This is a genomic window from Nocardia inohanensis NBRC 100128 (assembly GCF_001612945.1).
GTDB lineage: Bacteria > Actinomycetota > Actinomycetes > Mycobacteriales > Mycobacteriaceae > Nocardia > Nocardia inohanensis.
Map to the genome: position 1 here is coordinate 81495 of NZ_BDBK01000017.1, position 16866 is coordinate 98360.

The window sequence follows — 16866 nt, forward strand, 5'->3', positions numbered from 1 at the left end:
GCCATATCAAACATATTTGTGACGCATTTCACATAACTATTTGGAAACACCGGCGAACGGGTAACCCGTCATGGTCCGAGTTCATTCGAATAGAGGAAATCGGAGATGAGCACTGATATGGCCACTGTTTCCGAAGTACCCGAAAATGCCCGTGCGGGACGTGATCCCTACGACGACATCGAGCCCGCGCTCGCCGAGCTGGCCGCGCTGGACGCGGACGATCCCGAACGGCACGTGATGCGGGAGGAGATCATCCAGCGGTGCCTGCCGCTGGCCGAGCACATCGCGCGGCGGTTCTCGGGGCGGGGCGAGGCGTTCGAGGATCTGTTGCAGATCGCCCGGGTGGGCCTGGTGCTCGCCGTGGACCGGTTCGACGTCGGCCGTGGCACCACGTTCCTGTCCTATGCCGTGCCCACCATCATGGGTGAGGTGCGCCGCCACTTCCGCGACACCAGTTGGTCGGTGCGGGTCCCGCGCCGGCTCAAGGAGCTGCACCTGCGGATCACCGCGGTCACCCCGGCGCTCGCGCAACGGCTGAACCGCATGCCGAACGCGGGCGATCTGGCCGCCGAACTGGATACCGATCGCGAGGAGATCGCGCAGGCCATGGTCGCCGCCAACGGCTACAGTCATGATTCCCTGGATGCGGAGCTCGAAACCGACAGCACCGCAAAGGTTTCCCGCCTGCACTCGCTGGGCGTCGAGGAACCGGCCTATGAACTGGTCGAGGAGACCCTCACCGTCGAGCCGCTGCTGAACACCCTCTCCGACCGGGAGCGGACGGTGCTGGAACTCAGCTTCTTCCAGTCGCGCACCCAGTCTCAGATCGGCGCCGAGCTGGGCGTTTCGCAGATGCAGGTCTCCCGAATCCTGTCCCGCACCCTGCGTACCCTGCGTGAACGCGCACTCGCCGCGTAAGGGCCGGGCGCGCTGCCGCCCTCCCGTCTCCGATCTTCCCGGTGCCGCCACCATCGGGGACCGCCCGGTGAGCCGATCGCTCGGCTCGTTCCGTAGTCGGTCCCCGGTGGCGGCGGTGTGCGGGTCAGCTGATGAGCATTGATTCCTTTTCTCCGCGTTGGGCTTCGCGGGCCAGGGCGCGGTCGCGTTGTTCCTCGAAGCGGATCACGTCGCGGCCGAGCTTTTCGAGGTAGTCGCCCAGGTTGTTGCGGATTTCGTCGCCGCGCGGGCCGAAGTCGCTGCGCTCGAAGACATTCCACTTCTTCAGGACCGGCGTGATGACCTCTTCGAGGTGCTGGCGCAGATCGTAGATGCCGTGTTTGGCCATGAGGACGCCGTTGCGGCGGAAATTGGGCATGCCGGCGCCGGGCATCTGGAAAGTCATGATGATGTTGGAGATGGCTTCGATGGCCTGGTCGGGGGACAGGTCCAGGGCCGCGCCGCAGAGATTGCGGTAGAAGATCATGTGCAGGTTTTCGTCGGCGGCGATGCGCTGCAACATTTTGTCCGCTAGGGGGTCATTGCACACTTTGCCGGTATTGCGATGGGAAACGCGAGTGGCCAATTCCTGGAAAGTGACATAAGCGACGGAATACATGAATCCGGTAGCGTTTTGGGCCGCCGCGGTGCCGGCGTAGTTCTTGATCAGGCTGGCCGAGTGGTAGCCATTGGTCATATGGATCATGCGCGCGTTCTCCAGCGCCACCGGATCCACGCCGCGCGTCACCACCAGATAGTCGCGAATGACGATGCCGTGCCGGTTCTCCTCGGCGGTCCAACGCCCCACCCAGGTGCCCCACGCGCCGTCCTGGGAGAAGTTCTCGGCGATCTCCCGGTGGTAGCTGGGCAGGTTGTCCTCGGTCAGCAGGTTGGTGATCATCGCGGCCTTGGCGACCTCGCTGAGGTGGGATTGCTCGGGGTCCCAATCGATCCCGCCCATTGCTGCGAAGTTGCGACCCTCCGCCCACGGCACATAGTCGTGCGGATGCCAATCCTTGGCCATGGCTAGATGCCTGTTCACATTCTGCTCCGCGATCGGCTCCAGCTCGATGAGCAACTCGAGCTGCGTGAGATTCCTGGCCACGGTCGTGCGCCTCCCTTGAAATGGCTCGTCGCTGCGGAATGATGGTGTAGATCAACGCCTGCCGATCCGGAACGGACGGCAGTGGAACGCGAGGATTTCAGGCGATCGCCGCGTCGGTCGCGGGGGAGTATCCGAGGGAATCCGGGATGCCCGCGTGTCCATGAGGAGACTGGTCGGCTTCGCCTCGGATAATCTAGCCCAGTTCGCCGGAGATTGGCTTCATCCCCCGCCGAAGTTGCCCGTGGCGGGTTCGTTCGCTAGTTGCAAAACAGTCCTTGACAGCCCACGCGGATCGAGTCCTGGTTCGCCGGAGCATTGCTACGGAGAGTGAACAATGCAGACGCCCAACCGAAGGAAATTCCCCGATGTCGTGGTGACCTCGCTCGCGGCGACCACCTCGATCGCTGGTGACGTCGACTCGACCTGGAAGGGACTACTCAACGGCGAGAGCGGAATCGACGTTCTGGAGGACACCTTCCTCGACGATTTCGATCTGCCGGTCCGCATCGGTGGCCACCTCAAAGTCGAACCGGGAACGGCGCTCACCCGCGCGGAGACCCGGCGCTGGTCCTACGTGGAGCAGATGGCCGCGGTGCTGGGCCGCGAGGTCTGGCGCAATGCCGGCAGCCCGGAGGTGGACGGCGACCGGCTGGGCGTGGCGATCGGCACCGGACTGGGCGGCGCGGAAGTGCTCATGTCGGCGCGCGACAAGTTGCAGGCCGGCGGCTATCGCAAGGTGTCGCCGATGACCGTGCAGGCCATCATGCCCAATGGCCCGGCGGCGGTGGTGAGTTGCGAGCTGGGCGCGAGAGCCGGTGTGACAACGCCGGTTTCGGCCTGTTCGTCCGGTTCGGAGGCGATCGCGAATGCCTGGCGGATGATCGTCATGGGCGATGCCGACATGGTGGTCACCGGCGGCGTCGAGGGCTCCATCCAGGCCCTGCCGATCGCCGGCTTCTCCATGATGCGGGCGATGAGCACGCGCAATCACGATCCCAAGGGCGCCAGCCGGCCCTTCGACGCCGACCGCGACGGCTTCGTCTTCGGTGAGGCGGGCGCGCTCATGATCATCGAGACCGAGGCGCACGCCAAGGCGCGCGGCGCGAAGATCCACGCCCGCATCATGGGCGCGGGGATCACTTCCGACGGTTTCCATCTCGTCGCCCCCGACCCGGACGGCAGCGGCGCCGCCCGCGCCATGTCCCGCGCCATGGAACACGCCGGGATCACCAAAGCCGATGTGTCCCATATCAATGCGCACGCCACCGCCACCCCGATCGGTGATTACGCGGAGGCCAACGCGATCAAGCAAGCGGTCGGCAATCACGCCGCGGTGTACGCGCCGAAGTCCGCGCTGGGGCACTCCATCGGCGCTGTCGGAGCCCTCGAATCGGTGATCACGGTGCTCAGCGTGCGGGACGGAATCGTCCCGGCCACGCTGAATTTGGAGAATCAGGACCCGCAGATCGACCTCGACGTGGTCAAGGGCACTGCGCGTACCGGTCAGTACGACTACGCGCTCAACAACTCCTTCGGTTTCGGCGGCCACAATGTCGCCATCGCCTTCGGCCGGTACTGAGTGACGGCGGAATCGACACCCTGTTAGAGTTCTCCAGCCCCAGCTACTTCCGGGCCTTCGTGTCGATCTTTGTTCGGTGTCACTGCACAGCCTCTCGGCTGTGAGTTGAAAAAGGATAGGGAATGATCGGCGAGACTTTCGATGACTATCTGGACGAGCACGGCAATATCCGGATCCCGGCCAACCAGACCATGATCGAATTGGTCGACAAGCACACGGTGGCCGCCGGGGACGAGCTCGCCTACCGCTTCGTTGACTATTCGCGCGAACGGGACGGCGAGCGTTCCGAACTCACCTGGAACCAGTTCGGCGTCCGGCTGCGGGCGGTGGCCGCGCGATTACAGCAGGTCACCCAGCCCGGGGATCGAGTGGCCATTCTGGCCCCGCAGGGCCTGGAGTACGTCGTGGCCATGTATGCCGCGGTGTACGCGGGCAATATCGCGGTGCCACTCTTCGATCCGGACGAACAGGGCCATTCCGACCGGTTGCACGCGGTGCTCGCGGACTGCACGCCGGCGGCCATCCTGACCGTCGGCTCCGCGGCGGCCGGGGTGCGCGAACTGTTCAAGAACCTGCCCGCGCCCCGGCGCCCGCGAATCATTGCGGTGGAGGCGATTCCGGACAGCGTCGGCGTGGCCTGGGTGCGGCCGGACATCAATGTGGACTCGGTGGCCTACTTGCAGTACACCTCCGGGTCCACCCGCACGCCCGCCGGCGTGGAGATCACGCACCGCGCGGTCGGCACCAACCTGCTGCAAATGGTGAACGCCATCGGTATCACCGAGAAGGCGCGAGGCGTCACCTGGCTGCCGCTCTTCCACGACATGGGGCTGCTCACGGTGATCCTGCCGACCATCGGCGGCAAGTTCATCACCATCATGTCGCCGAGCGCCTTCGTGCGCCGGCCCTACCGCTGGATCAAGGAGCTCGCGGCGCAGGAGGACGGGGCCGAGATCTTCGCGGCCGCACCGAATTTCGCCTTCGAGCACGCGGCGGCGCGCGGTAAGCCCAAACCGGGCGAGGAGCTCGACCTGTCCCGGGTGATCGGCCTGATCAACGGCAGCGAGCCGGTCTCGGTGAGCTCCATGCAGAAGTTCAACGATGCCTTCGCGCCGTACGGCCTGCCCAAGACCGCCATCAAGCCCTGCTACGGCATGGCCGAGGCGACGCTGTTCGTCTCGGCGACCCGGCGCGAGGACGCGGCGCGGGTGGTCTACGTCGACCGCGCCGAGCTCAATGCCGGGCGCATGACCGAGGTGACCCCGGATGCGCCGAACGCGGTGTCCCAGGTCTCCTGCGGCTATGTGGCGCTGTCGCAGTGGGCGGTGATCGTGGATCCCGAGACCGGCGCGGAGAAGCCGGACGGCGAGGTCGGCGAGATCTGGTTGCACGGCAAGAATATGGGCATCGGCTACTGGGGCAGGCCCGAGGAGACCCAGGCCACCTTCAAGAACCGTCTCGTCACCCGGCAGCCGACGGGCTCACACGCCGAAGGCGCCGAGCCGGACGCCATCTGGATGCGCACCGGCGATTTCGGTTCGTATCTCGACGGCGAGCTCTACATCACCGGCCGGGTCAAGGATCTGGTGATCGTGGACGGGCGCAATCACTATCCGCAGGATCTGGAGTACTCCGCGCAGGAGTCCAGCACCGCGCTGCGGCCGGGATTCGTTGCGGCCTTCTCGGTTTCGGCGAACGAGCTACCCGTCGAGGTGATCACCACCAAGGGCGCGGCGGCACAGCCGGATCCGGGCAATGCCGCCGAGGCGCTGGTGATCGTGGCCGAACGCGGTACGGGCGCAGCCAAATTGGATCCCGAGCCGATCCAGGAGACGGTGCGGGCGGCCATCGCCAAGCGGCACGGCGTGACGGTGCGTGACCTGCTGCTGGTGCCCGCGGGCTCGATTCCGCGCACCTCCAGCGGCAAGATCGCCCGGCGGGCCTGCCGGACGGCGTATCTGGAGGGCACGCTGCGCGGCGGCTATCAGCAGCGGGACTTCCCGGACGCGGCCGACTGAAACAGGCGGGGCAGTGTTCAGGGTGCGGGTTGATCAACGAGATCAGCCCGCACCCGTTCGATATCTCCCATCGGATCCGGCTCGCCTGGCCGCGGTTGGCGAGACCGGTCGGTACACTTCACGCCCGTGTGGAAATCCGCCCGCATCGGGCTCCTCGTCGCGCTGACCGCCGCTGCGGCCCTGGTCTCGGTTCCGGCGGCCGGGGCGCAGCCGGTCGCCGCCACCGTTCCCGACACCTTCTGTGGCACCCCGCTCGCGACCGGCGAGCTGGAGACCATTGCGCGACTGTCGGATACCACCGATCTGTCCGGAGATGCGCTGGCGCGGTTGGAGACCGCGGTGGCCCGCAATCACGAGATCACCGAAATCCTGATCGCGCACCGGGATCGGCGCGGATTGTTCGGCATCGGCCTGGACGGCGTCGAGCAGGCCGCGGTGATGCCTTTGCAGCGCGACCCGGCGGCCTTCCAGGATCGCGAGTACGCGCATGCCATCAGCCTGGAACTGCTGAGCCGCTACCTGGACAATGTGCACGCCGCCTTCACCGGCGGCGCGGTGCAGCCGCACTGGGCGCGCTATCTCGAATTGGCCGGGGACTGCACGGTTTCCGGGGCGCAGGCGGCGATGGCGGGGTACAACGCCCACCTCGTCGTCGATCTCGCCTACTCGGTCGCCGCGGTGCACACCAAGCCGGAGAACGCGCCCGACTACTTCAAGATCGTGGCGGCCATCGCGGGCGCGGGCGATGTGATCGTGGACCGCACCAACCTCGTCTATCAGGCCGATCTCGGCCCGCTCTGGCGCTTCTACTTCCTCGGCGAGGGCTTGGACCTGCTGGTCGGCCGCGGTGTCGCCACCAAGCCGCTATTGGTCGCGGCCGATCTCGGCGCGAACGTGGTGATCTTCGGAAACGGTCTGGCCCTTCAGGATCCGGCGCTGCACGATGTCACCGCCGGTGAAATCCAGGCCCTGTACGGCGCGCTCGACGTGGCCTTCCAGGTGCTCGCTGCGGTGCACGCGCTCTGAGTCAGGGCGCGGCCCGCGACGGCCCGCGCCCGATCGCCTTGGCCAGATACATCTCGTAGTCGGCGGCTTGCAGCAGATCGTCGGCGGTGGTGTCGCCTGCCCGATCCGCCGCGATGCCCACGCTCGCGGTCACCGTCAGCCGCCGCCGCGTCACCTCGAACGGCCGGGCGAACTCCCGCCGCACCGCGCGCGCGATATCCTCCACCGCCCCAGCGGATTCCGGCTCGGTCACCCCGGATTCCGGTATCAGAATCACGAATTCGTCGCCGCCCATGCGCGCCACCAGCTGGCCGGGCCCGGTGGCGCAGGCGGTGAGCCGCTGCGCGGCCTGCGCCAGCACCTCGTCGCCGGCCGCGTGCCCGAAGGTGTCGTTGATCGCCTTGAAGCGGTCGAGATCCACGTAGCAGAGCCCGATCCGGGCCTCCGGATCGGTGAAGGCGGCATTGAGCGCGTCGAAGAAGCGTGAGCGATTGGCCAGCCCGGTGAGCTGGTCGTGGTGGGCGCGATAGCGCAGTCGTTCGGCCAGCACCCGCTGTTCGGAGATGTCCTCCACCAGGATCAGCGTGTACTGCGGCAGCCCCTGATCATCCCGGATCAGCGAGACATTGATCTTCGTCCAGACCGTGTGCCCGTCCTTGTGCGGGTACGCCTTCTCCATGTGCACGTTGTCCACGTCGCCGCGCAGCACCGAGGCGTACAGCCCCCACATGCCGGGATCGTCCTCGGGGTGGCCGAGATCGGTCACCGACAGCGCGCACATCTCGGCCGAGGTGTAGCCGAGCATGTCCCCGAACGCGGTATTGACCTCGATGATGCGCCCGGTCATATCCGAGAGCCCGGTGCCGATCCCGGCCTGTGCGAACACCGCCCGGAACCGAGCTTCGCTGGCGCGCAACTGTTCCTGCACCCGCTGCCGGGCCGCGAGTTCGGCCATCCGGACGCTCTCCTGTTCGGCCAGCAGCCATTCCCGGAAGGCCCGCAGGTAGCCGGTGGTGAACGCGCCGATCAGCTCCGCGGCTCGCGCGGCCGGAATCGCCTGCTGCCCAGCCAGATACGAGGTCAATACGCGAATGCTGCGGCCCAGCACCTCATCCCCGACGAAGTGCGCCCGCGCCAGTTCCGCGCCGAGTTCGCCGACCTTGGCCGCGGATTCGGCGCTGCGTGCCAGGGTGTCGAAATCGCGGGCGATGCGGCGCAGCAACGCGCGGGCTTCGGAACGGCTCATGGGCACCACGTGATCGCGGGCTCCGCGTTCCAACGCGGCTACCCACTCCTCGACCACTGCGGCGTGCGGGCCACCCTGCTCCGGCCCCACCCCGGGATCCGACGCCATGGGGATCGATGGTAGCCCGACCGGTCGGTGCCCGCTGCTCCTGCCCTCCCGGCGAATATTGGGATACCATTGCGGCGCTTCAGAATTGGCAGAGACCACTTGCTGTTCCAGCGGGAAGACGGGGAACCGATGACCAGACCGAGTTGGGCGCCCGAAGGCATCGATCTGGACCGCCCCAGCGCGTCACGGGTCTACGACTACTTCGTGGGCGGCATGCACAATTTCGAGATCGATCGCCAGCTGGCGCGCATGATCGAGCAGTTCACCCCGAACGTCGCCGAGACCATGCGCGCCAATCGGGACCTGCTGCGCCGCTGCGTCCGGTTCCTCACCGACGCCGGAATCGATCAGTTCCTGGATCTGGGGTCCGGCATCCCGACCGTCGGCAATGTGCACGAGGTCGCCCAGGCCCGCAATCCCGAGGCCAAGGTCGTGTACGTGGATATCGACCCGGTCGCGGTGGCGCACAGCCAGGCCATCCTGGCCGACAATCCGCTGGCCGAGGTGGTGCACGCCGACGTGGCCGATCCGGCGGCCATTCTCGCCGATCCCGCCGTCGCGAAGCTCATCGACTTCGATCGCCCGGTGGCGGTGCTGCTGCTCGGCGTCCTGCACTTCGTGCCCGACGAGGCCGATCCGGTCGCCGCGGTGGCCCGCCTGCTCGAGGTCTGCGCCCCCGGCAGCTACGTGGCCATCACCCATGCCACCGCCGACGGCCAGCCGCAGGAGGTCCTGGACGCCCAGAAGCTGTCCGGGCGCACCTCCACCGAGATCGTGCTGCGCAGCCGTGCGGAGATCGCCGCGTACTTCCTGGACTGGAAGCTGGTCGAGCCCGGCCTGGTGCACCTGCCGCTGTGGCGTCCGGACAATGCCGCCGATGTGGGCGAGACCCCCGAGCGCTCGGGCGCTTACGGGGGTCTGGCCTACAAGGGCTGAGACAACTCATCGGGTGCGGCGGCGGAAGGTCACCGTCGCCAGCACCGCGGCCACCGCGGCGATGATCGCGGCCGTGCGGAAGGCGGCGGCGAAACCACCGGTCAGTTCGCTGACATCACCGAGGTGCTGGGCGCCGGCCGCCGCGGCGATGGCGGTGACGACGGCCAGGCCCAGCGCCGAGCCGATCTGGTAGCCGGTATTGACGATGCCCGAGGCCAGGCCGCCCTCTTCCGGCGGCGCGGCCGAGATGGCCGTTTGCAGCGAGGGCACGAAGGCCAGGGACATGCCCAGCGCGGCGACCAGCGAACCGGGCAGCACGTCGATCCAGAAATTGCCGTCGGCGCGAATGAACGACAGCCAGACCAGACCGGCGGCCAGGATCAGCAGTCCGGCGATGACCATGGTGCGAGCGCCGAAGCGGGCGAACAGTTTCGGGGACAGTGCGATCATTCCGGCCATGATGAGCGCCGTCATGGGCAGCAGCGCCGCGCCCGACGGGAAGGCCGAGTAGCCGAGCACCTGCTGTAGGTAGAGGTTCAGGAAGAACCACATCGGCACCCACGCCGCACCCAGCAGCACCTGCGCGAGATTCGCCGCGCCGAGATCGGGAGCGCGGAAGATGGCCAATGGCATCAACGGTTCCCGCCGGCGCTGCTGAATGATCACGAAGGCGGCCAGCAGTACGACCGCGAGTGCGAACACGCTCAGGGTGGAGACCGACAGCCAGCCACTCTCGGGTGCCCGGACCACCGCGAACACGGTCGCGCCGAGACCCAGCGTGGCGGTCAGGCCGCCGAGGATGTCCACCGAACCGTGCGGTGCGAGCGCGCCGTCCGGCAGCAGCGCGGGCGCGGCCAGCAGGGCGAGCAGCGCGATCGGGATATTGATATAGAAAACCCAAGGCCACGAGGCGTATTCGGTGATCAGCCCGCCCAGGAAGACGCCCGCGGTACCACCGGCGGGAGCGGCCGCGCCGTAGACGGCGAAGGCTTTGGTCAACTCACCCGGGTTGGACCCGAACAACATCATGAGCAGGGTCAGCGCGGAGGGTGCGATGAGCGCCGCGCCCGCACCCTGGACGCCGCGCCCGGCGAGTTCCAGGGCGGCGGAACCGGCGAGACCGGCGACCAGGGACCCGGCTCCGAGGACGGCCCAGCCGAGCTGGAACACCTTGCGTGCGCCCAGGATGTCGGAGAGCTTGCCGCCGAGCAGCAGCAGGCCGCCGAAGACCACCACGTAGGCATTGAAGACCCAGGACAGGTTCTCCTGCGAAAAGCCCAGGGACGACTGCATTTCCGGCAGGGCCACGCCGATGATCGAGGTGTCCATGATGACCATGAACTGGGCCAGGGCGATGAGGGACAGGGCGATCCACCGTCGGGTTGACGGTGGCGCCGAAGTGCTGGTGGACATGGGATCACTCCTCGGAGGCGGCGGCACAGGCGCTGTGCCGCTGGGCAACTCGGACCCCCCATGTATACCCATGGGGGGTACCAGAGCTGAAGACCTCCGGTACGTGATTGATTTCATACCCCTAGGGGGTATCTAAACCGCCCGGAGATGTGCGATGAGTGCGTCCAGGGCGGCCGAAAGCCGTTCGCGAGCAGCGGGATCGGCGACCGATCCGTCCGCGTCGAGGATGTCGCTCAATACCGTGATGCGACCGCTGGCGGCTTCGACCAGCTCCGCACCGACGTAGCCGAGCACCGTGCGCAGCGTCGTCACCGCCTCGTTGCCCCGGCCCTCGAACGCGACATTCACATAGGCGACCGGCTTTTCGTGCAGATCGGCTGCGCCGACCGTCCATTCCAGGAGGTTCTTGAGGCTGCCGGGGATCATGCCCGCGTACTCGGGGCTGCAAATAAGCACCGCGTCGGCCGCGGCCAGCTCCTTGTGCAATGCCTCGACGACGGGCGGTTCCGGCTCCGCGCCCGGCACGAACTGCGGCAGGTCGCGCAGTCCCGCGTACAGCGGGGCTTCGACCCCCTCCGGGGCCAGCTGCGAGATGGTCCGCAGCGCGGCCGTATTGGTGGATCGATCGCGGGTGCTGCCGGAGATCAGCAGAATACGCAGGGGAGTGGTCACCATCCGCGCAACGTATGCACCTCACCCGCTATTTCGGCGCCCCGGTCCCAATGTGTGGGAGTGGCTGCGGCATAACCTGTCACACTCTCTCATTTTCGGTATCGTGGCTACATGTCCCGCTGTCCGAGACAGTGATTACGTCTCGGATTCGATTGCGCGACAAGTACATAGCGAATGTTTGTGCTGGAAGGGCAGGCAACGATGACTGCGACCAACGATCCGGGCCGACTGCTGTCGGCGAAGCCGATGTCGGCGAAACTGCTCCCCGGATTGCGCCTTCCGGCCCGCGCCTGGCGCATCGAGTACAACTCCACCGACGCGCACGGCGAACCGAACCGGGTGACCGGGACCGTGCTGGTGCCGCGCGATCCGTGGCGGGGTGAGGGCCCGCGGCCGCTGATCGGCTATGCCGTCGGCACCCAGGGCATCGCGCACAAGTTCGCCGCCGCGTCCTGGCAGTTCCGCTGGGGTGTGGAGTACGAGTCGTTGTTCATTCGCGCCGCACTGCGCCGGGGGTGGGCGCTGGTCGTCACCGACTATCCGGGACTCGGGAACCCGGGGACCCATCCGTACGCCATGGGCCGGGCGCTCGGACCGGCCGTGCTGGACAGCATTCGCGCGGCGCGGCAGCTGAACGCGGCCCGGCTGGACCCGAACGGCCCGCTCGGCATCTACGGCTACTCCGAGGGCGGTTGCGCCGCCGGGTGGGCGCTACAGCTCCAGCCCGGCTACGCGCCCGAACTCTCCATCGCCGGTGGCGCGGTCGGCTCCGCCCCGGCGGATATGGCGGACATGATCGCGTTCCTCGACGACAGCCCGTATGCCTTCCTGCTCTTCTACGGCGTGCTCGGACTCGACGCCGCCTACCCGGAACTCGATGTCCTGCAATACCTCAAGCCGTCCGGCCGGGCCCTGGCCGCGCTCTTCCGCCGCACCCATATCGCTCCCGCCGCACTCCTGGGCGTGGGCGTCGGCGCGGTGCTGCCCAAGAAGGTCGCCACCTACTGCCATCGCCTGCCGTTCGAGGTGCCCGCGGTGAAACGCAAGCTGCGCGAGAACACCCTGGGTGCGATGGCCCCCGCCGCGCCGGTCCTGGTCGCGGGCGGCACCGCCGAGCAGGTCATTCCCTATCCGCAGGCGGTCAAGCTCGCCGAGGACTGGAAGGCGCTCGGCGTGGATGTCACCATGCTGACCATGAAGGGCCGCGAACACATCACGGGCGCACTGTCTTTCGCCGGTCCCGCCATGCGCTTCCTGGCCGAGTCCTTCGAGCAGTCGAAGGCGGTCGCGCTGCCCAGGGGCGCGTAGGCGATCAGCTCCGGCGGTGTGCGCGACGGTATGCCGCCGGGGTCGTCGCCGTCCAGCGCTTGAAGGCGTGGATGAACGGGGTGGCTTCGGCGTAGCCGAGGCGAATCGCGATGTCGTCCACCGAGAGCGGGGTGGCGGTGAGCATCTCCTCGGCCAGGGCTTGGCGGACTTCGTCGAGCAGGGCGCGATAGGAGGTGCCCGCCGCTTCCAGATGCCGGCGCAGCGTGCGCTGGCTGAGGTTGAGTTCGCGCGCCACCGCCTCGAAGGTCGGCGGTGCGACGAAACCCGTTGCGCCGGAACCGGGTAGCAGCCGGTCGCGGACCTCTGCGGCGATGCCGGTGCGGGCGCTGCGCCGGTGCAGCAGATCCCGGCACTGCGCCACGCACACCGCCCAGGTGGGCTGATTGGCCTGGGGGAGCGGCTGGGTGAGCAGATCCGGATCGATGCCGAACATGGTGTGGGCGCGCTCGAAGCGCGGGCGCACCCCGAACAGTGATTCCAGCCGCTCGGCCTGATCTGTTGCCGCGTAACCGAATTCGGCGCGGGTGAGATCGACGCGCGCGCCCAGCAGATCGCTCATCACCCGGTGCATGGCCACGATGTCGCGCTCCACCAGGAACTGCTGCACGTCGGCGGGCACGGTGTCGTGGTGGATCCAGGTCACCACCTCGCGCGGCCGGGACTCCACTATCGGTGTGCAGAAGGCGAAGCCGAGCCGGTAGTAGCGCAGTGCCAGCGAAATCGCCTCTCGCAGCGTCGGACTGGTGACGCAGGCGTAACCGAAAATGCCGAAGGTGCTGATCCGGTAGCGCCGCCCCACCTCCACCCCCAGTGCGGGCACCCCGGCCAGCTCGCGCACCAGATTGCGCACCACCGTCAATTCGGTCTCGGCCGCGATCTGGGCGTCGGGATCCGCGAGTATCGCCGCGTTCAACCCGGTCCCCGCGAGCACCCGCTCGGCGGCCACCCCGTGCTCGGCCGCGAACTCGGCCATCACCGCCGCGCTGGCGGTGCCGCGCGGGAAATGCCAGGTCCGGACATCCGGTTCCTCGACCGTGCTCATGGGTCGATTATGGCCGAAACTGTGGATTTAATGGCCGTCTCGCTTTCACGGCCGGGTTCGCGCAGGTCGTAGCGTCGTTCGCAACCACAGCGCAGTGAGGAGACGACCATGAGCGGCACCGGTTCCGGCCCGTCGATCATCATCATCGGCACCGGGTTCGGCGGCATCGGCATGGCCATGGAGCTGACCCGGGCCGGCTTCCACGACTTCGTGCTGCTCGAACGCGGGGACGATGTCGGCGGGGTGTGGCGGGAGAACACCTATCCGGGCGCGGAGTGCGATGTGCCGTCGCCGCTGTACTCGTTCTCCTACGAGCCGAATCCGGACTGGTCCAAGCGCTGTGCGCCGCAGGCCGAGATCCAGCGCTATCTGCGCGGGCTCACCGAGAAGTACGGGCTGCTGGACCGGATCCGGTTCGGGGCCGAGGTCACCGCTGCCGAATACGACGACGCCGCGGGCACGTGGACGGTACGTCTCGCCGGGGGAGACGTACTGACCGCGGCGGTGCTGGTGTCGGCGGTGGGACAGCTGTCGCGCCCGGCGGTGCCGAGTATCCCGGGCAGCGAGAGCTTCACCGGCACGGCCTTCCACTCCGCCGCATGGGATCACTCGGTGGAGCTGACCGGTAAGCGCGTGGCCGTCATCGGAACCGGCGCCAGCGCAATCCAATTCGTCCCCGCGATCCAGCCCCGGGTGGCGAGCCTGACCCTGTTCCAGCGCTCGGCGACCTGGATCCTGCCCAAGCCCGACACCGACTACGACGCCACCCGCCGGGCGCTGTTCCGCCGCGTCCCGCCGGTGCTGCTCGCCGAACGCCTGGCCTGGTGGGCGCTGTGCGAGACCGTGTCGTTGAGCATCGTCGATATTCCGGCGATCCGCCCGCTGGTGAGCGGCATCAGCGCCCGGCACTTGAAGCGGCAGGTGGCCGATCCGGCTCTGCGCGCCAAGCTGACTCCGGACGCGCCGCCCGGATGCAAGCGCGGGCTCTTCTCCAACGACTACTTCCCGGCCCTGACCCAGCCCAACGCGCAGGTGGTGACCGGCGGGATCGGCGAGATCACGCCGACCGGCATCCGCACCGACGACGGGACGCTGCACGAGGTGGACGTGATCATCTACGGCACCGGGTTCAAGGGCACCGAATTCCTCTGGCCGATGGCGGTCACCGGCGCGCAGGGGCGCAAGCTGCACGACGAATGGTCGGGCGGCGCAAAGGCTTTCAAGGGCATCACGGTCTCCGGGTTCCCCAACATGTTCCTGCTCTACGGCCCGAACACCAATCTGGGCGCGGGCTCGATCGTGCACATCATCGAATCCCAGACCCGCTACATCCGCCAGGCCGTCGAACTGCTGGCCCGGCGGCCCGGCCATGTGCTCGAGGTGCGCCCCGAAGCGGAAGCGGCCTACGACAGCAGGATTCAGGAACGCCTGGGCCGCTCGGTGTGGAACTTCTGCACCAGCTGGTATCGCAATGCGGCCGGGCGCATCACCAACAACTGGCCGGGCACCGTCACCGGCTACCGGCTTCAGACGCGGCGGCTGGATCCGGCCGACTATCGCGTGGCGCGGGTCGGCTGAGCGGCAACGGGTTTCGAGGAGAGCACATGCGTTTCGATTACGACGTCATCGTCATCGGGTCCGGGTTCGGCGGCAGCGTGAGCGCGCTGCGGCTGACCGAAAAAGGTTACCGGGTGGGCGTATTGGAGGCCGGACGCCGATTCGCCGACCACGAATTCGCCCGGACCTCGTGGCGCGCCCGGCAGTTCCTGTGGGCGCCGGCCCTGGGCTGCTTCGGCATTCAGCGGCTGACGCTGTTGAAGGACACCTTCGTCATGAGCGGCGCGGGCGTGGGCGGCGGTTCGCTGGTGTACGCCAACACCCTTTACGAGCCGCCGGAGAAGTTCTACGCCGACAAACAGTGGGGGCACATCACCGACTGGCGGGACGAGCTGGCCCCGCACTACGACCAGGCCAAGCGCATGCTGGGCGTGACCGTGAATCCGGCGACCACGCCGTCGGATCGGGTGCTGCGCGAGGTCGCCGAGGAGCTGGGCGTGGGCGACACCTATCGGCGCACCCCGGTCGGAGTGTTCTTCGGCGGGCCCGGCCGGCGGCCCGGCGAGGATGTGCCCGATCCGTACTTCGGTGGCGTCGGCCCGGATCGGCGCGCTTGCACGCACTGCGGTGAGTGCATGACCGGATGCCGGCACAATGCCAAGAACACCTTGGCCAAGAACTATCTCTACCTGGCCGAGAAAGCCGGGGCCACAGTGCATCCGCTCACCACCGTGGTGAATGTGCGGCCGCTGAACGGCGGCGGCTACGCGGTCGAGACGGTCCGCACCGGGCGCTGGATTCGTAAGCAGCGCAGGGAATTCACGGCGCAGCAGGTGGTCTTCGCGGCCGCTTCGCTGGGCACCCAGCGACTTCTGCACAGCCTGCGCGATCGGGGGTCGTTGCCGCACATCTCCGACCGCCTCGGCTACCTCTCTCGCACCAATAGCGAAGAGCTGCTGGCGGTGCGCAGCCGCGCCGGCGGGCACGACTTCACCAAGGGCGTGGCCATCACCTCCTCGATCCACCCGGATCCGGACACCCATATCGAACCGGTGCGCTACGGCAAGGGCAGCAACGCGCTCGCCGCCATGACCACGGTGATGGTCGGCGGTGCGCCGCCGCGCGGCCGCCGCTGGCTGCGGGAACTGGTGCGCAACCGGCGGGATGTGGTGCGCATGCACAATCCGCGGCACTGGTCGGAGCAGATGATCGGGCTGCTGGTCATGCAGTCGGTGGACAACTCCATCACCACCTACACCAAGCGTGGCGTGTTCGGCCGCAAGCTGACCACCCGGCAGGGCGAGGGCGAGCCGAACCCGACCTGGATTCCCGCCGGGCACGAGGTGGCGCGCAAGGTCGCCGACAAGATCGACGGGATGCCCACCGGGAGCGCCACCAGCAGCATCTTCGACATTCCCATGACCGGTCACTTCCTGGGCGGCTGCGCCATCGGCGATTCACCCGAGACCGGTGTGGTCGATCCGTACCACCGGCTCTACGGCTATCCCGGCCTGCACGTGATCGACGGCTCGACCATCTCCGCCAATCTCGGGGTGAACCCGTCGCTGACCATTACCGCCCAGGCCGAACGGGCGATCTCGCTGTGGCCCAACCGGGGTGAGGTCGATGCCCGGCCCGCCCCGGGCCTCGCCTACCGCCGGATCGCCCCGATCGCGCCGCGGCATCCCGTGGTGCCGCCGACCGCTCCGGCGGCGCTGCGCCTGCCGATCGTGGATATCACCTGACGGCTCACTCCGTTTCGGGCGCGCGATGCCGCCCCCGGTTCGGCAACTCCGCCGGACCGGGGAGCTCCAGGGTGGGCGGGTCGGCGGGGTCGGCACGGAGCCGGGCACAGAACGCCTCGAGGCTGCCGTACCGATGCAGTATCTCGGCGAGCAGACGCTGAGTGGTCGTCACCAT

The 16866-nt window shown here is 67.8% G+C and carries 14 protein-coding genes; 8 read left to right on the forward strand and 6 right to left on the reverse strand.

What is annotated here, in order from left to right:
* Positions 1-105 precede the first annotated feature (105 nt).
* Positions 106-918: a SigB/SigF/SigG family RNA polymerase sigma factor gene (locus tag NI1_RS31085; RefSeq protein WP_157535433.1), complete on the forward strand. Its 813-nt coding sequence runs from the start codon at positions 106-108 to the stop codon at positions 916-918.
* A gap of 124 nt (positions 919-1042) precedes the next feature.
* On the opposite strand, the gene NI1_RS31090 is transcribed toward NI1_RS31085, so the two are convergent.
* Positions 1043-2041, reverse strand: a complete 999-nt coding sequence (locus NI1_RS31090) for an acyl-ACP desaturase (RefSeq protein ID WP_067828071.1) — start codon at positions 2039-2041, stop codon at positions 1043-1045.
* A 334-nt stretch (positions 2042-2375) separates the two neighbouring features.
* On the opposite strand from NI1_RS31090, the gene NI1_RS31095 reads away from it, so the two are divergent.
* From NI1_RS31095 to NI1_RS31105, 3 genes are all read left to right on the forward strand, one after another.
* On the forward strand, positions 2376-3620 hold the full coding sequence (locus NI1_RS31095; RefSeq protein WP_067828074.1) for a KasA/KasB family beta-ketoacyl-ACP synthase: 1245 nt from the start codon (positions 2376-2378) through the stop codon (positions 3618-3620).
* 122 nt (positions 3621-3742) lie between these two features.
* Entirely contained in the window at positions 3743-5638 is a 1896-nt protein-coding gene (gene fadD32 / locus NI1_RS31100; RefSeq protein WP_067828076.1) for a long-chain-fatty-acid--AMP ligase FadD32, read from the forward strand.
* Positions 5639-5764: 126 nt separating this feature from the next.
* Positions 5765-6664 (forward strand): DUF5995 family protein, encoded by a 900-nt coding sequence (locus NI1_RS31105; RefSeq protein ID WP_067828079.1) that lies wholly within the window; start codon positions 5765-5767, stop codon positions 6662-6664.
* A gap of 1 nt (position 6665) precedes the next feature.
* On the opposite strand, the gene NI1_RS31110 is transcribed toward NI1_RS31105, so the two are convergent.
* Positions 6666-7997 (reverse strand): GGDEF domain-containing protein, encoded by a 1332-nt coding sequence (locus tag NI1_RS31110; protein WP_067828082.1) that lies wholly within the window; start codon positions 7995-7997, stop codon positions 6666-6668.
* Between the two features lie 129 nt (positions 7998-8126).
* Between NI1_RS31110 and NI1_RS31115 the strand changes: the two genes are divergently transcribed.
* Positions 8127-8933 carry an SAM-dependent methyltransferase gene (locus NI1_RS31115; protein ID WP_067829117.1) on the forward strand — a complete coding sequence of 269 codons (807 nt, stop codon included), beginning with the start codon at positions 8127-8129 and terminating at the stop codon, positions 8931-8933.
* Between the two features lie 6 nt (positions 8934-8939).
* Here the strand turns inward: NI1_RS31115 and NI1_RS31120 are convergent, their stop codons facing one another.
* Complete coding sequence (locus tag NI1_RS31120) at positions 8940-10346, reverse strand: MFS transporter (protein WP_067828084.1); 1407 nt, start codon at positions 10344-10346, stop codon at positions 8940-8942.
* Positions 10347-10478: 132 nt separating this feature from the next.
* On the reverse strand, positions 10479-11021 hold the full coding sequence (locus NI1_RS31125) for an NADPH-dependent FMN reductase (protein WP_067828087.1): 543 nt from the start codon (positions 11019-11021) through the stop codon (positions 10479-10481).
* Between the two features lie 198 nt (positions 11022-11219).
* Here NI1_RS31125 and NI1_RS31130 point away from each other — a divergent pair, with 198 nt between their 5' ends.
* Positions 11220-12326, forward strand: a complete 1107-nt coding sequence (locus tag NI1_RS31130; RefSeq protein WP_067829120.1) for a lipase family protein — start codon at positions 11220-11222, stop codon at positions 12324-12326.
* Between the two features lie 4 nt (positions 12327-12330).
* Here the strand turns inward: NI1_RS31130 and NI1_RS31135 are convergent, their stop codons facing one another.
* Entirely contained in the window at positions 12331-13389 is a 1059-nt protein-coding gene (locus tag NI1_RS31135; protein ID WP_067828090.1) for an AraC family transcriptional regulator, read from the reverse strand.
* A 108-nt stretch (positions 13390-13497) separates the two neighbouring features.
* Between NI1_RS31135 and NI1_RS31140 the strand changes: the two genes are divergently transcribed.
* Both NI1_RS31140 and NI1_RS31145 read left to right on the forward strand, forming a co-directional pair.
* Positions 13498-14967 (forward strand): flavin-containing monooxygenase, encoded by a 1470-nt coding sequence (locus NI1_RS31140; protein WP_067828092.1) that lies wholly within the window; start codon positions 13498-13500, stop codon positions 14965-14967.
* 26 nt (positions 14968-14993) lie between these two features.
* Positions 14994-16691: an FAD-dependent oxidoreductase gene (locus tag NI1_RS31145; RefSeq protein WP_067828095.1), complete on the forward strand. Its 1698-nt coding sequence runs from the start codon at positions 14994-14996 to the stop codon at positions 16689-16691.
* Positions 16692-16695: 4 nt separating this feature from the next.
* Here the strand turns inward: NI1_RS31145 and NI1_RS38255 are convergent, their stop codons facing one another.
* Positions 16696-16866: a hypothetical protein gene (locus NI1_RS38255; protein WP_157535434.1), complete on the reverse strand. Its 171-nt coding sequence runs from the start codon at positions 16864-16866 to the stop codon at positions 16696-16698.